Below are 23,786 nucleotides of genomic sequence, written 5' to 3' on the forward strand. Positions count from 1 at the left end.
TTCCAACTGTAGTCCAGATTCTCAGATCAGGCAGCCAGCCCATGCGCTGACGATACTGCCCTGGCAAGTAATTCAGCATATCTGGCAGGATCGACATTGGAGCCACAAACGATCACAGCGACCCGTTTGCCAGCAAGTCTTTGGCGCAAGGGGCCAAACAAGCCTGCCGTGGCAACCGCGGCAGCAGGTTCAGCCACCAGCTTGACGTCGTGATACAAGTCCGACATGGCTGTACAGATTTCATCGTCACTGACCCTGACAATCTCGTCCACAAAGCGCTGGCATACCCTGAAACTATATTCCATCGCATAAGGCGCGCACAGGCTGTCGGCTATGCTGTCGACTTCCTTTAACTTCTCTGGCTGACCAGACTGGAAACTGCGGTACATGGCATCTGCGCCATAGGGTTCAACTCCATAGACGGCACAATGCGGTGCCAGTTGTTTGACGGCAGAAGCAATGCCGCCACATAGACCACCACCACCGATAGGCACGATCACGGCATCCAGTTGCACCACTTGCTGCATCAACTCCAAACCTACGGTTGCTGTACCCAATGCGGTCAGTGGTCCATCATAAGGGTGTATCATGGTGCGCTGCTCTTCTTCAACGATGCGTTGTCCAAGTGCGAATGCCTTATGCATATCTGCTTCCAGTTTTACTTCTGCTCCATCCTGTCGGCAGGCCTTGATGCGGGTAGGGCTGGCATGACGTGGCAACACCACTTTGCAAGACACTCCCGCCAGCTTGGCCGCATAAGCAACCGCCATTGCATGATTGCCTGCACTGACAGCTACCACACCACGCTCTCGCGCAGCTTCATCCAGCGCAGAAATGCAATTCAAAGCGCCTCGCAATTTGAATGTACCGGTTTTTTGAAACAGCTCCAGCTTCAGCCAGACCTCGGTATCTGGTTCCAGCTTGTCCAGCGCAGACCCGGTTTGCCAATGCCAGACAGGGGTATGTAAAACCTGTTGCGACAACTCGGCTGCAGTCTTGCGGATATCTGCCAGCGAAGGATAAGGAAAACCTGCACTCAATAAGGTGGACGATAAGGACGCAGGGGAGTGCACAGGTCTGTCTGTGGCGACATGGGACATAAAAACTCCAGAATAAAAATCAGCAGAAAAAATCAAAGAAGGCTTGGGCGCAATAGTTACAACAATAGCGCTCAGGACATCAGAATAGGATGAGCTGAAGGGCCGCCAGGCACCGGCATACGCCGTAGCTTAACGACCCCGGATAATTCGAATAATGGAAATGTCGCAGATGGAGGCAGCAGGCAGCGCAATCGCGTGCACGACAGCAGATGCGGCATTAATTGCGCATAAGTTCGTGTTCAGCAGGGGACGGGTAATTGCGTGCATGGGAAAACTGTAACCGATCTTGCTAGCGATGGCAAGAGGGTATTTTTACAAATTCATCTCGCAAGGATTTGCAAGACGACGATTCACAGAGGTATCCAATTTAAAATTTCATCGTCAGCATCAGTTCTGATAACTGCGTTCATGGCCTTAGCGACGCCAATAATTTTAATTCGAACTTCATTCAATGGGTCCTCGAAGTTCTCTTGATATTTGGTGATTAGCTTTCCTCTATTGTGTCGGAAAAAAGGAAGCCACCTGTCCTTGACCAGAATTTCAACTTCTCCATCGCCAGCAAAAACACTTATTTTTGATGCATTTATTGGATTGACTCCGATGTGCGCCTCAGTTCGGAATCTAAGGTCTGCTTGTGTTGCAACGAACTGCAACCATTCTTCGATGGAGATCGGTGCTGTCAATCTATCCCGTCTTTCGATAATTAGCTCTATGCTCATATTTTCTGTCTGTTGGTTTTATATATATAAGCAAATGTGATCTGACGATGCCAGAATTTAACTTCGGTCATCGTCAAATTATATGAAAAACCAATTATTCAATTCAAGGTTTCTTTTCCTCACGCCTCTCAACAACAATTTTTGGTGTTGCAGGCATCTCTTTCACAGTATAGCCCTCTGGTACCGCAAATAAATTCGCCGGCGGTTCAGTGCGTTTCAAATTATTCAGCTTGTAATTCCATTCACCTGTACGTGGGTCCGTCTGTTTTGCGTAGACGGTCATTTGCAGTTCTGGTGAATACCAGCTTTCTGAGCTGACGGTAATCGGGTTTTTATTGCCGACTTCGCCAGCCGGGATCTGGTAGGAGCGCATTTTGCCTTCTGCGCGTACCCCATCAATGTCACGGCTACCCAGGTCTTTGGTATTGCCTTTTGCTGTCCAGCGATTATCCAGGAATGCCATGGACATGGGACTCAAGGCCATGAGACTGGTGAAATTGCCTGATGTTGTGCTCAGGCTGGTATGCAGGGCAGGCATGTCGCTGGCGTTACCTGCACGGATGACCCTGACCTGGACTTCTTCGCGCACGTCTTTGCTGCCTTCTGCCTTGTCGCCGCTGGTTTTGCGTTCTATACGTTTGACGATGACTTCGTCACCGTTGCGCTGGGTTTCTACGCTGACTGTTTTGCCTTCCTGTTTCAGCTTGTCCAGCTTTTCTTTGGCGGCATCAAGCTTCTCTCTGGCACTCGCCATTTTTTCATCCAGGTCTTTACCCATATGCATTTTTGTTGCCGTCTTTTTTTCTGGCATGAGTATGTAGCGCAGGTTTTCAACCGGATCAACGATGACGATGTGCTGGACATTGCCCTTGCTGTCGCGGATCTCTTGACGGGTGCGGCCAGCTGCATCCCTGTAGTTCAAGCTAGTGGTTTTGTTGCTGATCTGGTTGCCATCAGCCAGGGTCTGGGTTTTTTCTGTGACGATTTCTGCGCTGTACGGCGCATTTTTTATTGGCCGGATACTGTGCATGCCTTGCATGCTGACAAATGCCTGGCTCATGGCGTCGGAGACTATCCTGCTGAGGTTTTTTGTATCGGGTATGTCTGCCAGTGCCAGCAGAGGTGGCACGGGTGGCATAGGTGAGATCGCGGGCATGGGTGGAATGGGCGGCAGCGGTGGAATCGCAGGCACTTGTATGATTTCCACGTGGCGACGCACAGGTTTTTCTTCGGCTGGATTTGCAGTGTCACTGTCTGTATTGGCATGTGCCATTGCCCAGGCAGAGCTTAACAATATGAAGAGTGGCAGTTTGGTTTTCATGATGCGTCCTTTTCTGTGTGTCAATTTTGTTTTTCGATGCTGCTTAGTTATTGAGTAGCTAATTGCTTATTTCAGGAGTCGCATGGCTAATGGCTCGCCATCTGCAGCGACCAGCATTTGCGCTTGCACCATGTCACCGGCTATTTCTGGCGAGACTGGCATACCCAGGCTGGCGAGCCAGGCTGCCGGGACTTCTGCTTCCAGCAAGCTTGGCGTTTCATTATTCAGGCGCTCCAGCGGTACCAGAGCGACGAAAGGGGGAAGCTCTGTACCTGAAACAGTGGTGCTATCCGGCGTCAATGGATGCTGCGATGCAGGGAACAAGACCGTCAGCATGACCAGGCCAAAGCTGCCACTCAGCGTCAGCAAACCTGCCAGCCACGGACGCAAGCGTCTGCGGCGTGCCTGCTTTTTCTCCTTGGCCTGTTGCTTGGCGAAAGCTTGCAATAAAGTCTGCTCAATCGCCGCTGGCGTATCCAGCTCCTGCAAATCTTTGCGCAAGAGGCTGAACTGCTGGTCCAGCAAGGCATCTGCATTGCTGGCATCCTGTGGGGTATTCATAGGGTCTTTCATCTCTGTGTTCCGGTTTTTGCTGCTGCATCGGGTCGCCAGCCCAGTCTTTCGCTGTACTGTAATATCGCGGCCCGCGCCCGTGACAGGCGTGAGCGAACTGTTCCTATGTCAATGTCGCAAATCACGGCTATCTCTGCGTATGACAGTTCCTGCAATTCATACAAAATAATCACGTCACGATAATGGGGCGCAGTACCGCGACGGCTTGTCGCACATGCTCAGTCATTTGCTGGTGGAAGATGACGTCCGCCGGTTCTGTTGTTTCACTCATCAAGACTTCTTCTCCATCTTCTTCACCAAATTCCTTGCCAAACGCTGGCAGAGGCTGGTGGCGGCGTTCTGCCTGGTCTTGTTTCAACAATAAATTCCTGGCTACACCAAACAAAAAATTCTGCAAGCTGCCCAAGCCTGCGTCATAACGGTAAGACTTGCTCAGCAAACCCATGAAAACATCCTGCACCACATCAGCCGCCAGCGCGCTCTGGCCACATCGCATCAGGGCGTAGCGATAAATAGACCCTTGATGGCGCTGGTACAGACGTTGAAATGCGGCAACATCACCGTCGCGCATTTGTGTCAGCAAGCTGGAATCTGTCTCTTGGTTATCCACGTTTATTTGTAGGTTGTTTTAAGGTATTACCTTGAGATGCTTTGAAAGTTCCTATTATTTTCGCGCTATCTGCATTTATATGAAATGCACTAACTTGGTGAATTTGCGCCTTTGTTTGGTGCGTATTCCGGTAATTCAGGCTATTTGCCCTTGGTTCAAAACTTGCTGTGTTGCTTTTTATAATGTTTTTAGAGGACTGGCCTGTCGCCTTAGTGGACTTGCTTGTTATTTTGCAAATGTCGATAAATAATAAGTTTGGTGATAGCACAGACAATAAGCGAAAGAAGATATGGATCTGACACCCAGAGAAAAAGATAAGTTGCTGATATTCACCGCCGCCCTGTTGGCAGAAAGACGCAAGGCGCGTGGCCTGAAGCTGAATTATCCTGAAGCAGTTGCCCTGATCACCGCAGCCATCATGGAAGGCGCGCGCGATGGCAAGACGGTGGCTGAACTGATGTCGGAAGGCACGCAAATACTCAGCCGTGCCGATGTCATGGAGGGCGTGCCGGAAATGATACCGGACATACAGGTTGAAGCAACTTTCCCGGATGGTAGCAAGCTGGTTACCGTCCATCACCCCATTCCTTAGGAGAAAACCATGATACCAGGCGAAACCCTGATAGAAGATGGGGATATCGAATTGAACGTGGGCCGCCCCGTGGTCAGCATTACTGTGGCCAATAGCGGTGACAGGCCGATACAGGTGGGCTCACATTTTCATTTTTATGAAACTAATCCGTCCTTGCAATTTGACCGCCAACAGGCGTATGGCATGCGGCTCAACATTGCTGCTGGCACTGCCATCCGTTTTGAGCCGGGGCAGCAACGCAGCATAGAACTGGTGGCCCTGGCGGGTGACCGGAAAGTATATGGCTTTAGCGGTAAAGTCATGGGGGCGCTATGAAAATTACACGTCATGCCTATGCTGAAATGTTTGGGCCAACTACGGGTGACCGCATCCGACTGGCAGATACCAATCTATTCATAGAAATCGAGAAAGACTTTGCCATTTATGGTGAAGAGGTAAAGTTTGGCGGTGGCAAGGTGATACGCGATGGCATGGGCCAGTCGCAAAGACCACATGCAGAAGTCATGGATACTGTCATCACCAATGCCGTCATCATTGATCACTGGGGTATCGTCAAAGCAGACATTGGCATTAAAAATGGTTTGATTGCCTGTATAGGCAAGGCAGGTAACCCAGACATACAGTCTGGCGTTGACATGGCCATTGGTGGCGCGACCGAGATCATTGCAGGTGAAGGCAAGATTGTGACCGCTGGTGGCATCGATTCACATATCCATTTTATTTGTCCGCAGCAGATTGAAGAAGCGTTGATGAGCGGCGTCACCACCATGCTGGGTGGCGGCACTGGCCCGGCAACCGGGACGGCAGCCACCACTTGTACACCTGGCCCCTGGCATTTGCATTCGATGTTGATGGCGGCAGATGCGTTTCCCATGAACCTGGGTTTCATGGGCAAGGGCAATGTCAGCCTGCCTTTACCGCTGGAAGAGCAGGTAAGGGCCGGTGCCATCGGCCTGAAACTGCATGAGGACTGGGGCACGACGCCGCAAGCCATCGACAATTGCCTGACTGTGGCAGACGCTATGGATGTGCAGGTTGCCATCCACAGTGATACGCTGAATGAAGGCGGCTTCCTGGAGCACACCCTGGCCGCATTCAAGGACAGGACTATCCACACCTTCCATACCGAAGGTGCTGGCGGTGGCCATGCGCCAGATATTATTGCGGCAGTGGGTGAGGCGAATGTACTGCCATCATCCACCAATCCTACCCGTCCTTACACCGTCAATACCCTGGATGAGCATCTCGACATGCTTATGGTCTGTCATCACCTGGACCCGGCTATTGCCGAAGACATCGCCTTTGCCGAATCACGCATACGACGCGAAACCATAGCGGCTGAAGATATTTTGCATGATATCGGTGCCATCTCCATGATGTCGTCCGATTCCCAGGCCATGGGCCGTGTCGGCGAAGTCATCATGCGTACCTGGCAAACGGCAGACAAGATGAAGCAACAGCGCGGCTCGCTGGCGGAAGACAATGCGCGTAACGACAACTTCCGTGTCAAACGTTATATCGCCAAATACACCATCAACCCGGCGCTGACTCATGGCATTGCCCATGCTGTCGGTTCACTCGAAGTGGGCAAGATTGCCGATATCGTCTTGTGGAAGCCAGCATTCTTTGGCGTGAAACCATCGATGATTATCAAGGGTGGCATGATCGCCGCTGCCCAGATGGGTGACCCGAATGCATCGATACCAACACCACAGCCTGTGCATTACCGCATGATGTTTGGTGCCTTTGGTGGCGGGCTGAAAAAGTCGTTCACCTTTGTATCGCAGGCGGGGCTGGATGCGGGGCTGGCAGAACAACTGAAGCTGAACAAGACCCTGATTGCCGTCAAGAACACGCGCCATATCCGCAAAAAGGACATGATACACAATAGCCTGACACCAAAAATGGAAGTCGATTCAGAAACCTATGAAGTCCGTGCCAATGGTGAATTGCTGGTGTGTGAACCGGCAAAAATCCTGCCTATGGCCCAACGTTATTTCTTATTTTAAACAATGCTGACATTACAAACAAAAATCGAGACTGCCGACAGCATCGCCGGGCAACTGGTCTTGCCGTATGAATTACGTGAAAAAAGCCGCCTGCGCGCCACGCTTGTCAGTGGTGAAGATGTGGCCGTGTTTACCGTGCGCGGCACGGTCATGCGCCATGGTGACCTGATGCTGGGTAATGATGGCCGCGTGATAGAAGTCGTTGCGGCTGCTGAACCAACCTACAAAGTGGAATGTGATACCGCCTTTAATTTATTGCGCTGTGCCTTTCATCTGGGTAACCGGCATACTCAGGCACAGGTCGGCGATGGTTTCTTGCGCATACGCAAAGACCCCGTGTTGAAGGAAATGTTGCAGGGGCTAGGGGCAGTCGTCACCGAAGAACAGGCCAGTTTTGAGCCGGAATCAGGCGCTTATGGTGGTGGACATCATCATGACGGTGATGAAGGACATCCGCATAATCCACTGGCACCAATACCTTTGCGCCAGCGCATACACCGTCCTTCAGACAGCAAGGCTTGAGCATGCAGTCTGCAGCCTTACTCCATCTCTTGCAACTGGCCAGCCCATCTTTGCCTATTGGTGCCTATAGCTATTCGCAAGGGATGGAAGCGGCGATAGAAAAGGACCTGGTACGCAACGAAGCCACAGCAAAGGAATGGATCATCAATTGCCTGCACGAAGTGGTGGCGCGTTTTGAAGCTCCAGTTCTATGGCGTTTGTTGCAGGCTTTTGAGGGCAGGGACTTGGCTGCAGTATCCCACTGGACAGGTTTGTTCATTGCTGCCAGGGACACTGCAGAATTTAGGGCAGAGAGCATACAGATGGGTTATTCGCTGGGCAAGCTGGTGAATGACTTGAAGATTGCAGATGCTGAGCTACTGGCGATATTGCTGGCACAGCATGAATTACCTTTGCCCACGGCCATGGCAGCCGCAGCAGTTGCATTGCAGGTGCCGCCAGAATCGGTCTTGCTGGGCATGCTGTTTTCATGGACAGAAAACCAGGTGTTGGTGGGCGTGAAATCCATCCCCCTGGGCCAGGTTTCAGGACAACGTTTGCTGTTATCGCTGCGACCCGAGCTGGAAAAAGCAGCGAGGCTGGCGCAAGAACTGGAAGATGACCAGTTATCGAACTGGGCACCAGGCTTGTCTTTGCTGTCCATGCAGCATGAGGTGCAGTACAGCCGTCTGTACAGATCATAAAAATTAAAAACAGGAAACGAAAAGATGAACACCCAAAATTTAAGCTCGCCAGAACCAAATCCCTTACGCGTAGGCATAGGTGGCCCGGTTGGCTCCGGTAAAACGGCACTCTGTGAAATGCTGTGCAAAAGCATGCGTGATCATTATGAAATGGCCGTCATCACCAATGACATCTACACCAAGGAAGACATGGAAATCCTTTTGCGTGCCGATGCCTTGCCCGCAGAACGTTTGATGGGGGTGGAAACAGGTGGCTGTCCGCACACCGCCATACGCGAAGATGCCTCCATCAACCTGGAAGCGATAGCCCGCATGAGTGCAGACTTTCCTGACCTTGATTTGATTTTGGTAGAGTCTGGCGGTGACAACCTGGCGGCGACCTTCAGTCCCGAGCTGTCAGACCTGACCATCTACGTCATCGATGTTGCCGGTGGCGAGAAAATCCCGCGCAAGGGTGGGCCTGGCATTACACGCTCTGATCTGCTGATCATCAATAAAACCGACCTGGCTCCGCATGTGGGGGCCAATCTCGACATCATGGCGCAAGACGCCAAGCGTATGCGTGGCGAACGCCCCTTTGTATTTACTAATCTGCGTACTGGTGACGGGCTGGAAGCAGTAGTCAGTTTCATTCGCCAGCAAGGCATGCTGGATGAAGTCAACAACTAATTTTCAATCTGGAATCTGGAGATCAATATGAAACTTAATAAATTGCGCTGCCTGTGTACGGTCGCGGCACTTGGTAGTGCCATGATTTCATTACCAGCCTTGGCGCATGACAGTGTGCTGCATTCCATGAATGCTTTGCAGGATGGTTTTTTCCATCCCTTCACCGGACTTGACCATTTGCTGGCCATGCTGGCAATAGGCATCTGGGCGGCGCAACAAAAACATGCGCGTGCCTTGTTGATACCAGCCAGTTTTCCCTTGATGATGGTCTTTGGCGGCGCATTGGCTCTTGCAGGCATAGTCTTGCCGGGCGTGGAGCATGGTATCGCCGCCTCAGTGCTTATCCTTGGTTTGTTGATCAGTTTTGCGGTCAAGCTGCCTGTTAGTGTGGGAGTGGCTGTGGTGTCTGTATTTGCCATGGCGCATGGCTATGCACATGGGCAAGAGATGCCAGCGAATGAATCTGCAGTATTGTATGGTGCCGGTTTTGTGCTGGCGACAGCACTGATTCATGCTGCTGGCTGGTTTGCCAGCAATGCGGCTCAAAAGATGCTGACCAGTACATTGCCACGGTATGCAGGAGTGATGATCACTTTGGCAGGTGCTTTTTTCCTTTCAGCAGTTGCTTGATATTTAATAATGGTTAATTAAATTTTATCTGCCATGCAAGGAGAGACGTTTCTCCTTGCTGGCTCCGGTTTCCCCTTGTCGCACAGTAATAATCGACTGTGCCGATTTCGTCTTTCAAAATGCATACAAACATCAAGACTAGGCCTCTTTGCAGGCTTACACTTTGTCATGCTCAATCTGGCAACGCGTGAAATAAGTTTGCAAAAGGCTTATATTTACTGTGATCGATTTCTTCGCGATTTGTCAGCATCAGGTTCTTTGATTGATTTTCAAAAATTGACCGGTTTGATCCGGAGACAAGGCAAATATCATGTGGCAAGGCGTCATTCCCGCAGTTACGACAAAATTCAACCAGGACGATACGCTGGACTTCAAGGAAATGGAACGCTGCTTCCGTTATTTGATGGATGCCGGTTGCGATGGCCTGATCGCTTGCGGCTCTCTGGGTGAAGGCCCTTTGTTATCCCATGCCGAGCGTATCGATGTGCTGAAATTGACGAAAGAAGTGACAGGCAACAAGCCTGCCATCCTGACTGTCGCCGAGGCGGCAACACGGGACGCCTGTGCCTTGGCTGAAAAAGCCGCCAAAGCTGGTGCCGATGGCTTGATGGTTGTGCCTAGCACCATCTATCACACTAATCATCGTGAGACGGTAGCAACCCTGCGCAGCATAGCCGCTGCCGGTGATTTGCCCATCATGATTTACTCCAACCGTCTGGCTTATCGCGTTGATGTGACGACAGACATGCTGGAAGAACTGGCTGATGATGCCCGTTTTGTGGCAGTAAAAGAATCTTCTGATGATATCCGCCGCACTACGGAAATCATCAACCGCCTGGGGCGCCGTTATGACTTGTTCACTGGCGTAGATAATCTGGCTTTTGAAGCCTTGACTGCTGGTGCAACTGGCTGGGTAGCTGGCTTGGTGGTAGCTTTCCCGCATGAGACGGTGGCCATTTACCGCCTCATCAAGGCTGGCCGTTATAACGAAGCCCTGGATATTTATCGCTGGTTCCGTCCTTTGCTGGACCTGGATGTTTCTACTTATCTGGTACAGAACATCAAACTGGTAGAAGCATTGGTCATCGATTCGAATGACCGCGTGCGTGCACCGCGCCTGCCACTGGAAGGTGCTTTGCGTACCCGTGTAGAACAAGTGGTCAGCGCTTCTCTTGCCAATCGTCCGGTTTTGCCAACGTTGAACTGATAGTTTGTTTTAGTGAATGTGATGGCGCAGGAAGCATACCTATGAAGACAACAGTGTGTGTCATTGGTGCTGGCATAGTCGGCACCTCCTGCGCCTTAAAAATGCAGGAAGAGGGCTATCAGGTCAATTTGATTGATGCTGCATCCCCAGGTTGCGGAGTCACCGCTATAGGTATGGGGCATCTGGTTGCTCTGGATGAAAGCGAGCAGGAGCTGGACTTGTGTCTGCTTTCTTTGCGCATGTGGAAAGACTTCTTTACTGAATTTCCTGGTATAGGAGAAGTCAGCCAGTGTGGCACCTTATGGGTGGCAGAGAACGAAGACCAGCTTTCTGAGGCGCATCATCGCGCGCAAGCAATGAATGCGAGGCTATGGCGTGCTGAAACGCTGACTGGCGAACAGGTACAAAAACTGGAACCGGCATTGCGACCTGGCCTTGCCGGTGGTGTCAGGGTATTTGGCGATAGCGTGGTCTATCCACCCAAACTGGCGCATTTCATGGCTCAGCTTCTGGTCAAGCGCGGTGGTAATCTGATCTTGGGCAAACGTGTTGCACAGCTAACAGCAAACCAGTTGGTTTTTGCTGATGGCAGCAAACTTGATGCCGATATCATCATCGTCGCTGCTGGCCTCGAAGTAGCCAAGCTCTTGCCTGAAATTGCCGTGTTTGGCCGCAAAGGCCATCTTGCTATTACTGACCGCTATCCCGGTCGTCTTTCACATCAGATTGTCAGCATGAATTATGGACAAGCCGCAGTCTCTGCTGATGCACTGGCCGTGGCTGCCAATGTACAACCACGTAGTAACGGACAATGGCTGATTGGTTCTTGCAGGCAGGATGGGCAGACAGATAATAGCCTGGATTCCAAGGCGCTCGGGGCGGTCTTGCAGTCCGCCATGACCTTATTACCTTGCCTGGCCGACATGCAAATCATACGTGCCTGGGCAGGCATGCGTCCGGCATCACCCGATGGTCATCCCATTATCGGGCCTCATCCGGGGTTGGCTGGTGTGTGGCTGGCAGCAGGGCATGAAGGCCTGGGTGTGACGATGGCCATGGCGACAGCAAAAATGCTGGCAGACCAGATTGCCGGGCGAGCAGGAGAAATAGATTATCAGCATTATTCACCTGAACGTTTTTTCCCTGTGCAGGAGTTGAAATATGCGTGAGCAAGGCCCAGGCCCAGAAAAAATTGCAAAAATCTGGATTAATGGCTCTCCGTTTGAGGCGACGACGGACATGAGTGTAGCTGCGGCCCTGATGCGGCATGACAATATGCAGACGCGCCAGTCGGTTTCTGGCCAGCCGCGTTTTGCCGTTTGTGGCATGGGCGTATGCCAGGAATGTAGGGTGCGCATTAATGGTCACCCACATAAGCTGGCTTGCCAGGAATACTGTCGCTCAGGCATGGTGATCAATACCGAAACCACCGGTCTGGGAGTGTGACGATGGTGTCGGCGATTTCACCGTTTTCGACGGAAATTCTTATCATAGGTGCCGGTCCTGCGGGCCTGGCAGCGGCACTGGCCGCAGCTGAATTGTCATCCACCGTCACTGTGATCGATGAAAATCCCGCGCCTGGCGGGCAAATCTGGCGCGGTAGTCCAAGAACATGGCGCGACCGGCGGGCACATGAGCTTTGGCAGGCTCTGGCAAATTGCCTGAATGTACGCATGATGTATGGCGTGCGCATTGTTGCTGCTATTTCTGACAAGGAGTTTTTGCTGGAGACAGCAGATGGTGCGCAGAAATTAAGCTGGAATAAGTTGATTATCTGTAGCGGAGCCCGTGAGTTGCTCTTGCCTTTCCCTGGCTGGACTTTGCCCGGCGTCACTGGTGCAGGTGGCTTGCAAGCCTTGATCAAGGGCGGCATGCCAGTGGAAGGCAAGCGTATAGCCGTTGCCGGTAGCGGGCCCTTGTTGCTGGCAGTAGCGGAGACAGTCATACGTGCTGGCGGTCAGGTCGTCAGTATCATAGAAACAAAAAGCAGTAAAAATTTACGTCAATTTTTCTGGGCCTTGCTCAAATCGCATCGCGGCAAGCTGCTACAGTCACTGAAACTGTTCTGGCAGCTTAAGCGCGTACGCTACCGACATGATGCCAGGGTAGTCAAGGCGCATGGTGAGCAGCACTTGCTGGGTATCAGCGTACAACATGGTGACAAGAAAATTGACCTGAGCTGCGATTTACTTGCCTGTGGATTTGGTTTATTACCCAATCTTGAAATTGGCACCTTGTTGGGATGTCAGATCAGGGATGGCAGTATCGTTGTTGATACCAATCAGGCGAGTACACGTGCCGATGTCTGGGTGGCAGGAGAAGCTTGCGGCATAGGTGGTGTTGACAAGGCTTTGGCAGAAGGGCACATTGCCGGTATGGCTGCGATTGGGCAGGTGGCTGAACAAGATGATATGACGCGCCGCGCCCATGCCAGGCAATTTGCTGATTTGCTCAAGCAGAGTTTTGCCACAGATGACAGTCTGCGCAAGTTATGCAAGTCAGATACTTTGGTGTGCCGCTGCGAGGACGTCAGTGCCAGGCAATTGCGTGAACATGACGACTGGCGCACAGCAAAGCTGATGACCAGGGCAGGTATGGGGGCATGTCAGGGGCGTATTTGTGGTGCAGCCTGCCAGTTCATGTTTGGTTGGGAGGCGCCGGGGCTGAGACAACCGGTTTTCCCGACAAAAACATCAACTCTTGCCGCTCTGGGTGGTACGGCGGGGAATGTTGAAGAATAAGGTTGAACAACAAGATTGAAAAACAAGGAAAAATAAAAATGAAACAACTGTATATCAATGGTAGCTGGCATGACGGTGCGAACGTAACTGTCACACACAGTCCCTCTGATTTGAGTGAGGTGGTTGGCGAATACGCCAGTGCGGGTAATGAGCAGGTAGAACTGGCAATTGCTGCTGCGCGCGATGCCGCAGAAGGCTGGCGCAATTCTGGTGTGCAGCAAAGGGCAGATGCGCTTGACAAGATAGGCACAGAAATCAATGAACGCAAAGCCGAACTCGGTAGCCTGCTGGCACGGGAAGAAGGCAAGACCCTGCCAGAGGCCATAGGTGAAGTAGGGCGTGCCGCCGCCATTTTCAAATTCTTTGCCCAGGAAGCCTTGCGCATACGCGGCGACAAACTGGCGTCGGTGCGCCCGGGTGTGGACGTTGATGTCACCCGCGAACCGGTAGGCGTGGTCGGTATCATCGCACCCTGGAATTTCCCTATCGCAATTCCAGCCTGGAAAGTCGCACCTGCGCTGGCTTATGGCAACACCGTGATCCTGAAACCGGCAGAGCTGGTGCCAGGCTGCTCATGGGCCATGGCAGAAATCATCAGCCGTTCTGGTTTGCCAGCAGGCGTATTCAATCTCTTGTCTGGCCCTGGCCGTATTGTTGGTGAAGCCTTGAGCAAAGACAGCAGGGTAGATGCCATCAGCTTTACCGGTTCAGTCGGTACTGGCAGCAGGGTGCTGGCAGCTTGCGCCGCACGCCGCGCCAAGGTGCAACTGGAAATGGGTGGCAAGAACCCGCTGGTGATTTTGGCAGATGCTGACCTGGATGTGGCAGTCAATGCAGCAATTCAGGGCTCCTATTTTTCTACTGGCCAGCGTTGCACGGCATCTTCGCGCCTGATTGTTGAAGAGAAAATCTACCCGGCATTTGTGGCCGCGATGATCGATAAATTGAAGAGCCTGAAAGTAGGGCACGCCTTGCAGGCAGGCATAGATATAGGCCCGGTAGTCGACAAGTCTCAACTGGACCAGGACTTGCGCTATATACAGATAGCCAAAGATGAAGGCGCCAAACCGGTCTTTGGTGGTGAGCGCCTGTCTCGTGATACCGATGGTTATTTCCTGAACCCGGCCCTGTTTGTTGATTGCGATCCTGCCATGCAGCATGCGAGGGAAGAGATTTTTGGCCCGGTAGCGTCCGTCATTCCCGCAAAAAATTATGAGCACGCACTGCAATTGGCAAATGATACTGAATTTGGCCTGACAGCTGGTATTTGCACGACATCATTGAAATACGCGACTCACTTCAAGCGCCATGCCCGTGCAGGCATGGTCATGGTCAACCTGCCTACGGCCGGGGTCGATTACCATGTCCCATTTGGCGGCAGCAAGGCATCTAGCTATGGTGCCCGTGAACAGGGTAGTGCTGCTGTGGAATTCTTTACTACGATGAAGACCAGCTATATCGGTAGCTGATCTTGTAGTCGCTCTATAGCAGGCAAAAAAGCAGCTAACGGCTGCTTTTTTGCTTTTAGCGCCTGTTTTTGTCTGTTTTTGTCGCATTCCTCCTTCCTTATCACTGTTCAAGCCGTGATTTGCGCATTCTGTCGCAAGCCCATGGAAGCCCCTGATGTTCTTTTATAAGATGCTTACATCGAATCACAGAACACAAGAAATCATCAAATTTACAATTGAGCTAAAGGGAGCCCATCATGACATCTAATACCACCTCAAATATTACATCCAACAAGCGCATCGCCATCATCCTCTTGTCCATCCTGGTTTTTGCCATGATAGTCATGTCATTCTTTCACGGCATGGATGTGCAGATGGACGGTGACGACATTGATGGCGTAGGTGGATTTTTTGGTGTCTTGTTCGGTTGCGGTATTGCTGTAGTGGCGGTGGTGTTTGCCCTTGGCCTGACTGGCATGGTACTAGCGGGCGTGGCAATATTGTTATGCGTGATCTTTGCTGTAGTACTGAGTTCGCTGGCGCTGGCAATGTTGCCTTTGCTTTTCCCTGTATTACTGGTAGTGGGGTTGGTTGCTCTGTTCTCTCGCCGCAAAACTACTTGAACCTGATTTTGGATATATGCATAGTTTGTGGAGTCGATAAATGTACATGCTTGACACTGTCAGCACCGTCAAGCCAGGCAAATACAGGAAGTGGCTTGCTTCCTTTTTGCTTTTGAGCCTGGCCTTGTTCCTCTCAGCCTGCGCAACTGGCTACAAGCTCTCGCCTGCGCAAGTGGAGTTGTCGGGCGACGGTGGAGATGTGAATATACTGTGGAGTGCCATACCGCGCCCGGCACCTTTGCCGCCACTGGATCATGCAGCCTTGCTTTTGCCAGTGCATTTTGGTGGCAGCGAGGAAAAAATATTCTATATGCAGTTTGATCTGGGGCATCCTTCCACCGTCTTTTATTCCCATAAATGGAAGGCGATTGCCGAGAAATATCAATTTGTAAATTCTGGTGACAAGCTGGCCGCTGTTAATTTCAAACTTGGGGACATGCAAGTGCTAGCCAAAGATGTTTCCATCATGCAGCGCGAAGGAACAGGTGTTGACTGGAGCAAGGACAGCGTAGAAGTAATCGGCACCATAGGTTCAGATTTGATTGACGGCAGGGTAGTGGTGCTGGACTTCAAAAAAGATATAGTGCAATTCGCCCGTGAACGCAAAGGCTTGCATTTGGCAAGCAGCAAATTCCAGCCTTTCAGTTTTTCTGGCCGCAGGATAGTCATGCCTGTTACTTTTGATGGTGAAGAGAAAACGGTGATGTATGACAGCGGTTCCAGCGCTTTTTCCTGGCTAAGCAATGAAAAAACTTTCCAGCGACTGGCAAAGCAGGATGCCAGACCTGTGGTTTATCCTATTCGTTCATGGGACAAGGTATTAACTGCACATACGGTAGAAACCAGTGCAGAGGCAACAGTAGCAGGCATCAAGTTGCCTGTGAAAGAGATCAGTTACATCCAGGATATGGGTTTCTTGCAAGAACTGGCAATCAGCAGCCTGGGTGCAGGTGGGATGGTTGGGAATAAGCTTTTCCTGGGCAAAAAGCTCATTATTGATACCCGCAAGCTGGAGATTGCCCTGGAAGAATAAGCCTCGTGCTGCCTGTCATTTAGATTTGGTGCGCAAGATGAATTGCAGCGCCTGTTCTGTCAGTTCATCTATGCTGATGCCTGAACCGCGTCTATACCATTGCGCTGTCCAGTTCAGCGTGCCAAACATCAACAACTTGTCTATGCGCGTTGGCATGGCCCAATCCCCTGACGCATGCAGGTCCAGGATGACTTTTTCCCATGCAGCTTCATACCTGTCTTTGAGGGCAATGATACGTGTGCGTGCGGGTTTGTCGAGTGCTCGCCATTCATACAACAGTACCGCAATAAAATCATGCTCTGGGGCCAGCAAGGTATTCAGATGGACTTTGACCAGGTGTTGAAAGGCCAGTCGCGGTGGCAAATCTGCCAAAGCCAGCTTCTCTATTTCTTCCAGTGATTTTTTCATGCCTTGTTCCATCACTGCGACCAGGATGTCCTGCTTGGTCTTGAAGTGATAAAACCAGCTGCCTGACTGTATCCCTACCGCCGCAGCGATGTCGCGCACGGTGGTATTGTCATAACCCTTTTTCCTGAATAGTTGTGCTGATTTCCTGATCAAATCCTGGCGTATGCTCTCCGATTCGTCCAGCACTGGGCGGCCGCGTTTCTTTGCAATTTGTGTACCTGGCAATGCCCTCCCTGCCGTGTCTGTGGTAATTTCTTTAGGCATTGCTATTGGGGATAGTCTTCTAAAAAATAGGATGGCGTGCTTTTCTGATAGCTCTTGATGGTAACCTGAAACAAAGCTGCTATCAATCAGAGCAATAAAAATCAGGCACAAACGCCTGAGTTCATTACATAGGAGACACAGTATGCAAATCAAACCACGCTGGATGACACCTGAGCTGGAGACTTTTCGCGATGCTGTGTCGCTTTGTCGATGCTGAAGTCACTCCGCATCAGGAACATTGGAAAAAACAGCAACATGTAGACCGCGATGTCTGGGACAAGGGCGGTGCCATGGGCATCTTGCTGGCTGACATACCTGAAGAATATGGTGGTTCTGGCGGCAGCTTTGCCCATCAATCCATTGTGTTTGAAGAACTGACTTATGCGGGTGACATGGCCTTTGGTATCCATGTACATGCCATCGTTGCGCACTATATCTTGAACCAGGGGACAGAAGAGCAGAAACTAAAGTATCTGCCCAAACTGGCCTCAGGTGAAATGATCGCTGCCATCGCCATGTCTGAGCCAGGTGCCGGGTCTGACCTCAAAGGCATACGGACCATCGCCAGACGCGATGGCGACAGCTATGTCATCAACGGTTCCAAAACTTTTATCTCCAATGGTTATATGGCCGACCTGGTAGTGGTCGTCACCAAGACCGATCCTGAAGCTGGTGCCAAGGGCGTGTCACTGATCATGGTGGAAACCAAAGACTGCCCAGGTTACCGGGTGGGGCGCATATTGGAAAAGATAGGGCAAAAGGGCCAGGATACTTGCGAGCTGTTCTTTGATGATGTGCGCGTGCCGCTGGACAGGGTACTCGGTGGCGTCGAAGGCAAGGGTTTTACCCAGTTGATGACTGAACTGCCTTATGAGCGTACGATACTGGGCGTATCCGGCGTCGCTGCGATAGAGCGCGCATTGGATCTGACTATCACGCGTACTCGTGAACGCAAGGCCTTTGGTCAGGCCCTGATAGAAATGCAAAATACCCGCTTTGTACTGGCGGAGATCAAGACCGAGGCAACGATAGCCCGTACCTTCATCGACCGCTGTATAGTCGATATGATGGAAGGGCGCATGGATACCGAGCTCGCATCAATGGCCAAATACTGGATATCTGATTTGCAGTGTAAGGTCATCGACCAATGCCTGCAGTTATTTGGCGGTTATGGTTATATGCTGGAATACCCAATAGCGCAAATGTACGTCGATGCACGGGTACAGCGCATCTATGGCGGCGCCAATGAAATCATGAAAGAAATCATTTCTCGTAATTTATAAACCAGAAAAAAGCGGAGAGCGAAACATGGCTGGACCTTTACAGGGTATACGTGTCATAGAAATGGTGGGCCTGGGGCCATGCCCTTTTGCCGCCATGATGCTGGCTGACATGGGGGCAGAAGTCATACGCATAGACCGCAAGCTGGCTCCGGGTGCGAATAATCCTTTTCCCATGCTGGGCACCAAATATGATGTCATGGCCAGAGGCCGTCGCTCGCTGGCGCTAGACTTGAAACAGGCAGAAGCGAAAGCCGTCTTGCTGGATCTCGTAGCGAGTGCTGATATCCTGCTGGAAGGCTTCCGCCCTGGCGTTATGGAAAGACTGGGCCTGGGGCCGGACGTCTGCCAGCAACGCAATCCACGTCTGGTATATGGACGTATAACCGGCTGGGGCCAGGATGGTCCGCTGGCACAGGCGGCGGGGCATGACCTGAATTACATCGCCCTCAGCGGCATGTTGCATGCGATGGGGCGGGCAGATACGCCACCAGCACCACCTTTGAACCTGGTTGGCGATTTTGGTGGCGGTGCCATGATGCTGGCTTTTGGTGTGGTCTGTGCTGCGTTGGAGGCACGTAGTTCTGGCAAAGGGCAGGTGGTGGATGCGGCCATGGTTGATGGTTCGGCCTTGTTGGGCGCGATGATTTACGGTTTCCGTGCCTTTGGTGCCTGGTCAGACCAGCGCGGAGCGAATATGCTGGATGGTGGTGCGCATTTTTATGACACTTACGCCTGCGCTGACGGCAAATTCATTTCCATAGGCGCGATAGAGCCGCAGTTTTATGCCTTGTTGCTGGAGCGTGCCGGCATTACCGATACCGCTTTCAATGCGCAAATGAATAGCCGCAAATGGACAGAGTTGAAAGAAAAATGTGCGGTGTTGTTCAAGACCAAAACTCGCCAGCAATGGTGTGACTTGATGGAAGGGACGGATATCTGTTTTGCCCCGGTACTGGATATGGCAGAAGCCCCCAAGCATCCACATAATCAGGCCAGGGCTAATTTTACTGATATCGAAGGCATATTGCAGCCAGCACCTGCGCCACGATTCAGCAGGACCGCGCCAGAAGTCAGCAGACCGCCGGCAGCACCTGGCCAGCATAGTGCTGAGATTTTGCATGACTGGGGAATCAGCGCAGACCGCATATCCAGCCTGAAAGAAAATCAGGTGATTTAAATTCGTGTTTGCTGTCTATTTTATTTATTGCTGTTCTATCAGTTTTGCCGCTGACTCAAATTCAAACTGATGCATATAATGCCTGAGTTGTATCATGGCATCCGGGTTGAATTGAGTAGCAATTGCGGTTTCGTTTTCTTCAAACAGGCTCTGCGCATCAGCGTCTGATGCAGCCAGCAAGCTCCGCAGCTCTGTCACGATGTTTTTTGCCTCGGCTTCGTCGACGATGATTTCTTCGTGCTGGGGCAAAATTCCTGGTAATACCGTTTTTAACTCATCCAGTACTGCATTAAGTGACTGAGTAAGTGGCTCCAGGGTTTCCAGGATGAATTCCCTGTCTTCTTCTTTGCTTAGCTTGTATTCCAGTTCGGCCGCTATTTTTTGCAGTTTTGTGGCACCTATGCTACCAGCAAGACCCTTTAGGGTATGACTTAACCTCTCTGCATTACCATACTCCCCAATTTGTATGAGTCTGTTCAATTCATGTAAGGTATCAGCCTGACTTTGTTCAAACCGGTGCAGCATGTTGATATAAAACTCATGACGCCCACCCATGTAATGCAGGCCCAGGCTGGTGTCGAGCTCGTTGAATTGAGGGAATCCGGCATCCTCATCATCAAACACGGTGCTGGTGATGAGGCTGCCGGGTACCGGTAGTTCATGTTCGGTATCCATCCAGTGCGAGACTATGCTGAACAAAGCATCCGGTTGTATAGGCTTGGTCAGATAATCCTGCATGCCTTCACGCATGCAGCGCTCGCGAATGTCACCCACTGCATGCGCAGTCAGGGCGATGATGGGCGTGTCATCCAGACGGGCATCTAATCTGATTTTTGCAGCAGCTTCATGACCATCCATGATAGGCATTTGCAAATCCATGAATATCATGGCGTAATATCCAGGCTCATTTGCCATGATCAGGCGCACTGCCTCTTCACCATTGTCGGCAACGTCAGCAGTAATTCCTATCATGCTCAGCAGCTCTATGGCAATTTGCTGATTGACTGGATTATCTTCAGCCAGCAAGACCCGACGGCCAGCATGGTTTTGTATTGCAAAATTACTGTTATGACTATGGTGTGATTCTGCATGTGTGTCAGATGCAGTATGCAGGGTAAAATCTATTTCCAGTGGTAAGGTAAAACTGAATGTAGAACCTTGGTTCTCTTGACTACTGACTTCAATCTGCCCACCCATCAGTTCCACCAGGCGGCGTGAGATGGATAATCCCAGGCCGGTTCCCCCATATTTACGGGTTGTCGAACCATCTGCCTGGGTAAAGGGCTGGAACAGGCTTTGCTGCTGCGCCACAGACATTCCTATGCCGGTATCCCGTACCGAGAATGTCAGGTCCGTCGTTGCAGATGTGGTTGGCGGTCGGCTGACACTGAGTTCAATTTCTCCGCCTGCAGGGGTGAATTTGACGGCATTATTGACTAGGTTGGTCAACACCTGCCCCAATCGCAGCGGGTCTCCACGCAGGTGTGCAGGTACTTCTTCAGCGATGCTGACGATATAGGCTATCTGTTTTTCTATGGCTTTCTGGCTGGTCAGGGTGGATACACTATTGAGCACATCCTTGATGGAAAATGGAATTTTTTCCACATCCAGCATGCCCGCTTCTATCTTGGAAAAATCCAGTATGTCATTGATGATGCCCAGCAGCGATTCGCCAGCATGATGGATCTTGCTGACGTAGTCATATTGTTTGGGTGTTAGCCTGGTTTGCAGGGCAAGGTGGGCCAGGCCTATGACCGCGTTCATGGGCGTGCGGATTTCATGGCTCATATTGGCCAGAAATTCACTCTTTAATCTCGTAGCATCTTCAGCCTTCCTGCGCGCCTGTCTCTCTGTCATGCTGGCAGATTCCAGCTGTTGCTGGGTCAGGCGCAGTTCGCGATAGGCGTTGGCATTGTCAAGTGCAATCGCGCCGTAAGAGCACAGCGTGCGAAAAATCAGGCACTCCCTCTCGCCATAAGCATATTCGCGCGGTGTCTGTATGCTCATGACACCGAGGATACGGTCACCGATGCTGAGTGGGGCAAACAACAGGCTCAGGGTTTCCAGTGTATCTGGTACGACAGGGAAATCATTATCCGGCCGTAATTCCAGCTTGATTTCACGTCGTTCGCGAACACAACGAGCACTCGAGGCACGTTCATCTGTCAACGCGACTTCATGGTAGGGGTGGGGCAGGTTTTCTTCTACGCCAAATGCCTGGGTCAGCATTTGTCCATCTGGTGACAGCATGTAAATGATGAAGGTGGTCGCATCCAGCAAATCCTTGAGATGGAAGTGGATTGCTTCAAAAACTGCTTCGGGCTCCAGGTTGGAGGTGATTTGCTGACCTATCCTGCCCAGACGTTCCAGCGTAGCACCGGCTTCCTGTAAGGTAGCTGCCCGGCGTGCTTCGGATACGGCAACCAGCCTGTGCTGTTCAGCCTCGGCACGTATCAATTCTGTTTCATGTCTTACCTGGGCCATGGCTGTGCGGTTATTTGCCTGCTTCTTGCTCTCACGCTGTTCTGCTGCAACGGCTTTTCGCGCATACAACAAGGCTTTATTGCTGTCACCTACATCGGCCCAGGCATCACTGAGGGCCATCAGTAATTCTGTACTGGCTTGCCAGCCTTCGGTCAGTTCACCTGTCTGCAGGGATTCTTCCAGGTAGTGGATGATGGCATTGGGAGCATCCATTTTCTCCGGCATGGTGATGATATGCCGCGCATGTATTTCGGCCAGCGTCTGGTTCAGGTTGACGCCAAGGGCGGTGAACTGGTGCTGGTGTATCAGGGATCTGGCTTCGTCTATGGCTGCCAGGGCAGCATCGGCCTGGCCTGATACTGACAATGCCCGCGCATAGCGTATCAAGGCCTGAGGCAAGTCGTCCATGGAATGAGCTGCGCGGAACAGCGCAATTGCTTCACCGAAGGCCGCGATTGCCCCGGCGGTTTTTCCCTGCATCAGCAGACATTCCGCTAGTTCCGCATGAACGATGGCCTTGTTGATACCACCTGGCGTCCTGGAAAAACCATTCAGCGCCTCTTCCAGGGTTTTCTGGCTGCGTTCATACTGGCCCAACTGTCGCAGCAGGCTGCCAAGATGGGACATGGCATAGCCTATCAGGGCTGGCCATTCCGTTTCATGTGCGCGCTCGGCAGCCCAGTCAAAGACACCGGCAGCACCTTCGAGGTCACCCACAGTTTGCATGGATTCACCAGAATTACCTGCCGAAATGATGGCCAGCCTGATCAAGCCTGCCTGGCGGGCCAGTTCACTCGACTGTAGATAATACACAGATGCCCGCGCAGGTTCCCGCCTGCCTTGAATGACTCCTGACGCTGCTGTCAAATGGGCAGCAACGGCTGGGTGCTCACGATGTTGGTATTGCTTGTCAAACGCCATGTGCCTGACCGAGGCAGCGAGTGGATCATAAAATGCCAGCTCATAGATGACCCAGGACTCTGCAATGGCGAGCCTGAGTTTGTCATTTGCCCTGGTGTACCAGCCCATCGCTGCTGCGCATGCCCGTGCTTCTCTGGCAGGGTCTCCTTGCTCCAGCGCCAGCAGGGCTTCGGTCAGACTGGCGTCCCCCAGGCCTGTATTGTCATTCAAGTCAGTGAAGACCGTGACAGCTTCACTGAACAGGAGTTCGGCATTTTTTTTGTCGCAGAATAAGGCAGCGATTTCTGCACGTATCAGGCAGAGGCGGGCATGGAACTGTCTTCTCAGGGTTTCCGGGGCATCGAGGTCTGCAAGATCGGCCAAAACCGACATCGCCAGTGTATTGGCCTGCTGGCTATTCCTTTGCCTTAAATACCAGGCCAGTGTCAATTGACTGATGAATTTATCCAGCCCCTGTGCTGAAGTCAGCCTGTTGGCAAGCTGGTTTACTTCTTCGTCAGTAGCAAATAGATTCATGGTCGCAAGCGAAATAGAATTGCTCAAATCATACCTTATGCGAGTCTGCTTGGCGGATTAAGAGTCCCACTGTGTTGCAATCTTCACAGATATGCATGCAGAACAGGTTTGTACCAGGAACTTTTCAAGCCCGGATTCATCTGATCCCACTGATTGATATTCTATTGATATATTATCGCCTGCATCTTGAGACGCTATAGTCCAGAATCGATCAATAATTGAAATTTAAATAATAATCAAAGAGGGGAAATCT

Annotated in this window: 23 protein-coding genes and 1 pseudogene; 16 read left to right on the forward strand and 8 right to left on the reverse strand. The window is 51.5% G+C overall.

Annotation, left to right across the window (positions count from 1 at the left end):
• Positions 1-26: 26 nt before the first annotated feature.
• From UNDKW_RS11595 to UNDKW_RS11620, 6 genes are all read right to left on the reverse strand, one after another.
• Positions 27-1,100, reverse strand: coding sequence for a threonine/serine dehydratase (locus UNDKW_RS11595; RefSeq protein ID WP_162058810.1), 1,074 nt, complete (start codon positions 1,098-1,100; stop codon positions 27-29).
• 350 nt (positions 1,101-1,450) lie between these two features.
• The gene (locus UNDKW_RS11600) at positions 1,451-1,819 is read right to left on the reverse strand and encodes a hypothetical protein (RefSeq protein ID WP_162058811.1); all 369 of its coding nucleotides are present in this window, start codon (positions 1,817-1,819) and stop codon (positions 1,451-1,453) included.
• A gap of 103 nt (positions 1,820-1,922) precedes the next feature.
• Entirely contained in the window at positions 1,923-3,140 is a 1,218-nt protein-coding gene (locus UNDKW_RS11605) for a hypothetical protein (RefSeq protein WP_162058812.1), read from the reverse strand.
• A gap of 66 nt (positions 3,141-3,206) precedes the next feature.
• Entirely contained in the window at positions 3,207-3,713 is a 507-nt protein-coding gene (locus UNDKW_RS11610; protein ID WP_162058813.1) for a hypothetical protein, read from the reverse strand.
• Positions 3,710-3,886: a sigma factor-like helix-turn-helix DNA-binding protein gene (locus UNDKW_RS31130; protein ID WP_162058814.1), complete on the reverse strand. Its 177-nt coding sequence runs from the start codon at positions 3,884-3,886 to the stop codon at positions 3,710-3,712. Before UNDKW_RS31130 ends, UNDKW_RS11610 begins: the two co-directional genes overlap by 4 nt.
• Positions 3,883-4,323 carry an RNA polymerase sigma factor gene (locus UNDKW_RS11620; protein WP_162058815.1) on the reverse strand — a complete coding sequence of 147 codons (441 nt, stop codon included), beginning with the start codon at positions 4,321-4,323 and terminating at the stop codon, positions 3,883-3,885. The genes UNDKW_RS31130 and UNDKW_RS11620 overlap by 4 nt, the downstream gene beginning before the upstream one ends.
• A 289-nt stretch (positions 4,324-4,612) precedes the next feature.
• Between UNDKW_RS11620 and UNDKW_RS11625 the strand changes: the two genes are divergently transcribed.
• From UNDKW_RS11625 to UNDKW_RS11690, 14 genes are all read left to right on the forward strand, one after another.
• The gene (locus tag UNDKW_RS11625) at positions 4,613-4,915 is read left to right on the forward strand and encodes an urease subunit gamma (RefSeq protein WP_162058816.1); all 303 of its coding nucleotides are present in this window, start codon (positions 4,613-4,615) and stop codon (positions 4,913-4,915) included.
• A gap of 9 nt (positions 4,916-4,924) precedes the next feature.
• Positions 4,925-5,230, forward strand: coding sequence for an urease subunit beta (locus UNDKW_RS11630; protein ID WP_162058817.1), 306 nt, complete (start codon positions 4,925-4,927; stop codon positions 5,228-5,230).
• Positions 5,227-6,924 carry an urease subunit alpha gene (ureC, locus tag UNDKW_RS11635; RefSeq protein ID WP_162058818.1) on the forward strand — a complete coding sequence of 566 codons (1,698 nt, stop codon included), beginning with the start codon at positions 5,227-5,229 and terminating at the stop codon, positions 6,922-6,924. The genes UNDKW_RS11630 and ureC overlap by 4 nt, the downstream gene beginning before the upstream one ends.
• A gap of 3 nt (positions 6,925-6,927) precedes the next feature.
• A complete protein-coding gene (gene ureE / locus UNDKW_RS11640; protein ID WP_162058819.1) occupies positions 6,928-7,446 on the forward strand; it encodes an urease accessory protein UreE in 519 nt (172 codons plus the stop codon).
• Between the two features lie 2 nt (positions 7,447-7,448).
• On the forward strand, positions 7,449-8,129 hold the full coding sequence (locus tag UNDKW_RS11645; protein WP_162058820.1) for an urease accessory protein UreF: 681 nt from the start codon (positions 7,449-7,451) through the stop codon (positions 8,127-8,129).
• A gap of 24 nt (positions 8,130-8,153) precedes the next feature.
• A complete protein-coding gene (gene ureG / locus UNDKW_RS11650) occupies positions 8,154-8,798 on the forward strand; it encodes an urease accessory protein UreG (protein ID WP_162058821.1) in 645 nt (214 codons plus the stop codon).
• A 27-nt stretch (positions 8,799-8,825) separates the two neighbouring features.
• Positions 8,826-9,428: a HupE/UreJ family protein gene (locus UNDKW_RS11655; RefSeq protein WP_162058822.1), complete on the forward strand. Its 603-nt coding sequence runs from the start codon at positions 8,826-8,828 to the stop codon at positions 9,426-9,428.
• Positions 9,429-9,738: 310 nt separating this feature from the next.
• On the forward strand, positions 9,739-10,635 hold the full coding sequence (locus tag UNDKW_RS11660) for a dihydrodipicolinate synthase family protein (protein ID WP_162058823.1): 897 nt from the start codon (positions 9,739-9,741) through the stop codon (positions 10,633-10,635).
• A 41-nt stretch (positions 10,636-10,676) separates the two neighbouring features.
• Positions 10,677-11,804: an FAD-binding oxidoreductase gene (locus tag UNDKW_RS11665; RefSeq protein WP_162058824.1), complete on the forward strand. Its 1,128-nt coding sequence runs from the start codon at positions 10,677-10,679 to the stop codon at positions 11,802-11,804.
• Positions 11,797-12,081 carry a 2Fe-2S iron-sulfur cluster-binding protein gene (locus UNDKW_RS11670; RefSeq protein ID WP_162058825.1) on the forward strand — a complete coding sequence of 95 codons (285 nt, stop codon included), beginning with the start codon at positions 11,797-11,799 and terminating at the stop codon, positions 12,079-12,081. The genes UNDKW_RS11665 and UNDKW_RS11670 overlap by 8 nt, the downstream gene beginning before the upstream one ends.
• A 2-nt stretch (positions 12,082-12,083) precedes the next feature.
• Positions 12,084-13,376 carry an FAD/NAD(P)-binding oxidoreductase gene (locus UNDKW_RS11675; RefSeq protein WP_162058826.1) on the forward strand — a complete coding sequence of 431 codons (1,293 nt, stop codon included), beginning with the start codon at positions 12,084-12,086 and terminating at the stop codon, positions 13,374-13,376.
• Positions 13,377-13,414: 38 nt separating this feature from the next.
• A complete protein-coding gene (locus tag UNDKW_RS11680) occupies positions 13,415-14,845 on the forward strand; it encodes an aldehyde dehydrogenase family protein (RefSeq protein ID WP_162058827.1) in 1,431 nt (476 codons plus the stop codon).
• A gap of 236 nt (positions 14,846-15,081) precedes the next feature.
• On the forward strand, positions 15,082-15,447 hold the full coding sequence (locus UNDKW_RS11685; protein WP_162058828.1) for a hypothetical protein: 366 nt from the start codon (positions 15,082-15,084) through the stop codon (positions 15,445-15,447).
• Positions 15,448-15,487: 40 nt separating this feature from the next.
• Positions 15,488-16,480 carry a hypothetical protein gene (locus tag UNDKW_RS11690; RefSeq protein WP_162058829.1) on the forward strand — a complete coding sequence of 331 codons (993 nt, stop codon included), beginning with the start codon at positions 15,488-15,490 and terminating at the stop codon, positions 16,478-16,480.
• A gap of 15 nt (positions 16,481-16,495) precedes the next feature.
• Here UNDKW_RS11690 and UNDKW_RS11695 read toward each other — a convergent pair whose 3' ends face one another.
• The gene (locus UNDKW_RS11695) at positions 16,496-17,152 is read right to left on the reverse strand and encodes a TetR/AcrR family transcriptional regulator (RefSeq protein ID WP_162058830.1); all 657 of its coding nucleotides are present in this window, start codon (positions 17,150-17,152) and stop codon (positions 16,496-16,498) included.
• A 163-nt stretch (positions 17,153-17,315) separates the two neighbouring features.
• Between UNDKW_RS11695 and UNDKW_RS11700 the strand changes: the two are divergent.
• Positions 17,316-18,435, forward strand: a pseudogene (locus UNDKW_RS11700) (acyl-CoA dehydrogenase family protein).
• 25 nt (positions 18,436-18,460) lie between these two features.
• Positions 18,461-19,612, forward strand: a complete 1,152-nt coding sequence (locus UNDKW_RS11705) for a CaiB/BaiF CoA-transferase family protein (protein WP_162058831.1) — start codon at positions 18,461-18,463, stop codon at positions 19,610-19,612.
• A gap of 24 nt (positions 19,613-19,636) precedes the next feature.
• Here UNDKW_RS11705 and UNDKW_RS11710 read toward each other — a convergent pair whose 3' ends face one another.
• On the reverse strand, positions 19,637-23,533 hold the full coding sequence (locus UNDKW_RS11710; protein WP_162058832.1) for an ATP-binding protein: 3,897 nt from the start codon (positions 23,531-23,533) through the stop codon (positions 19,637-19,639).
• Positions 23,534-23,786 lie beyond the last annotated feature (253 nt).

The sequence above is a fragment of the Undibacterium sp. KW1 genome (assembly GCF_009937955.1).
GTDB lineage: Bacteria > Pseudomonadota > Gammaproteobacteria > Burkholderiales > Burkholderiaceae_D > Undibacterium.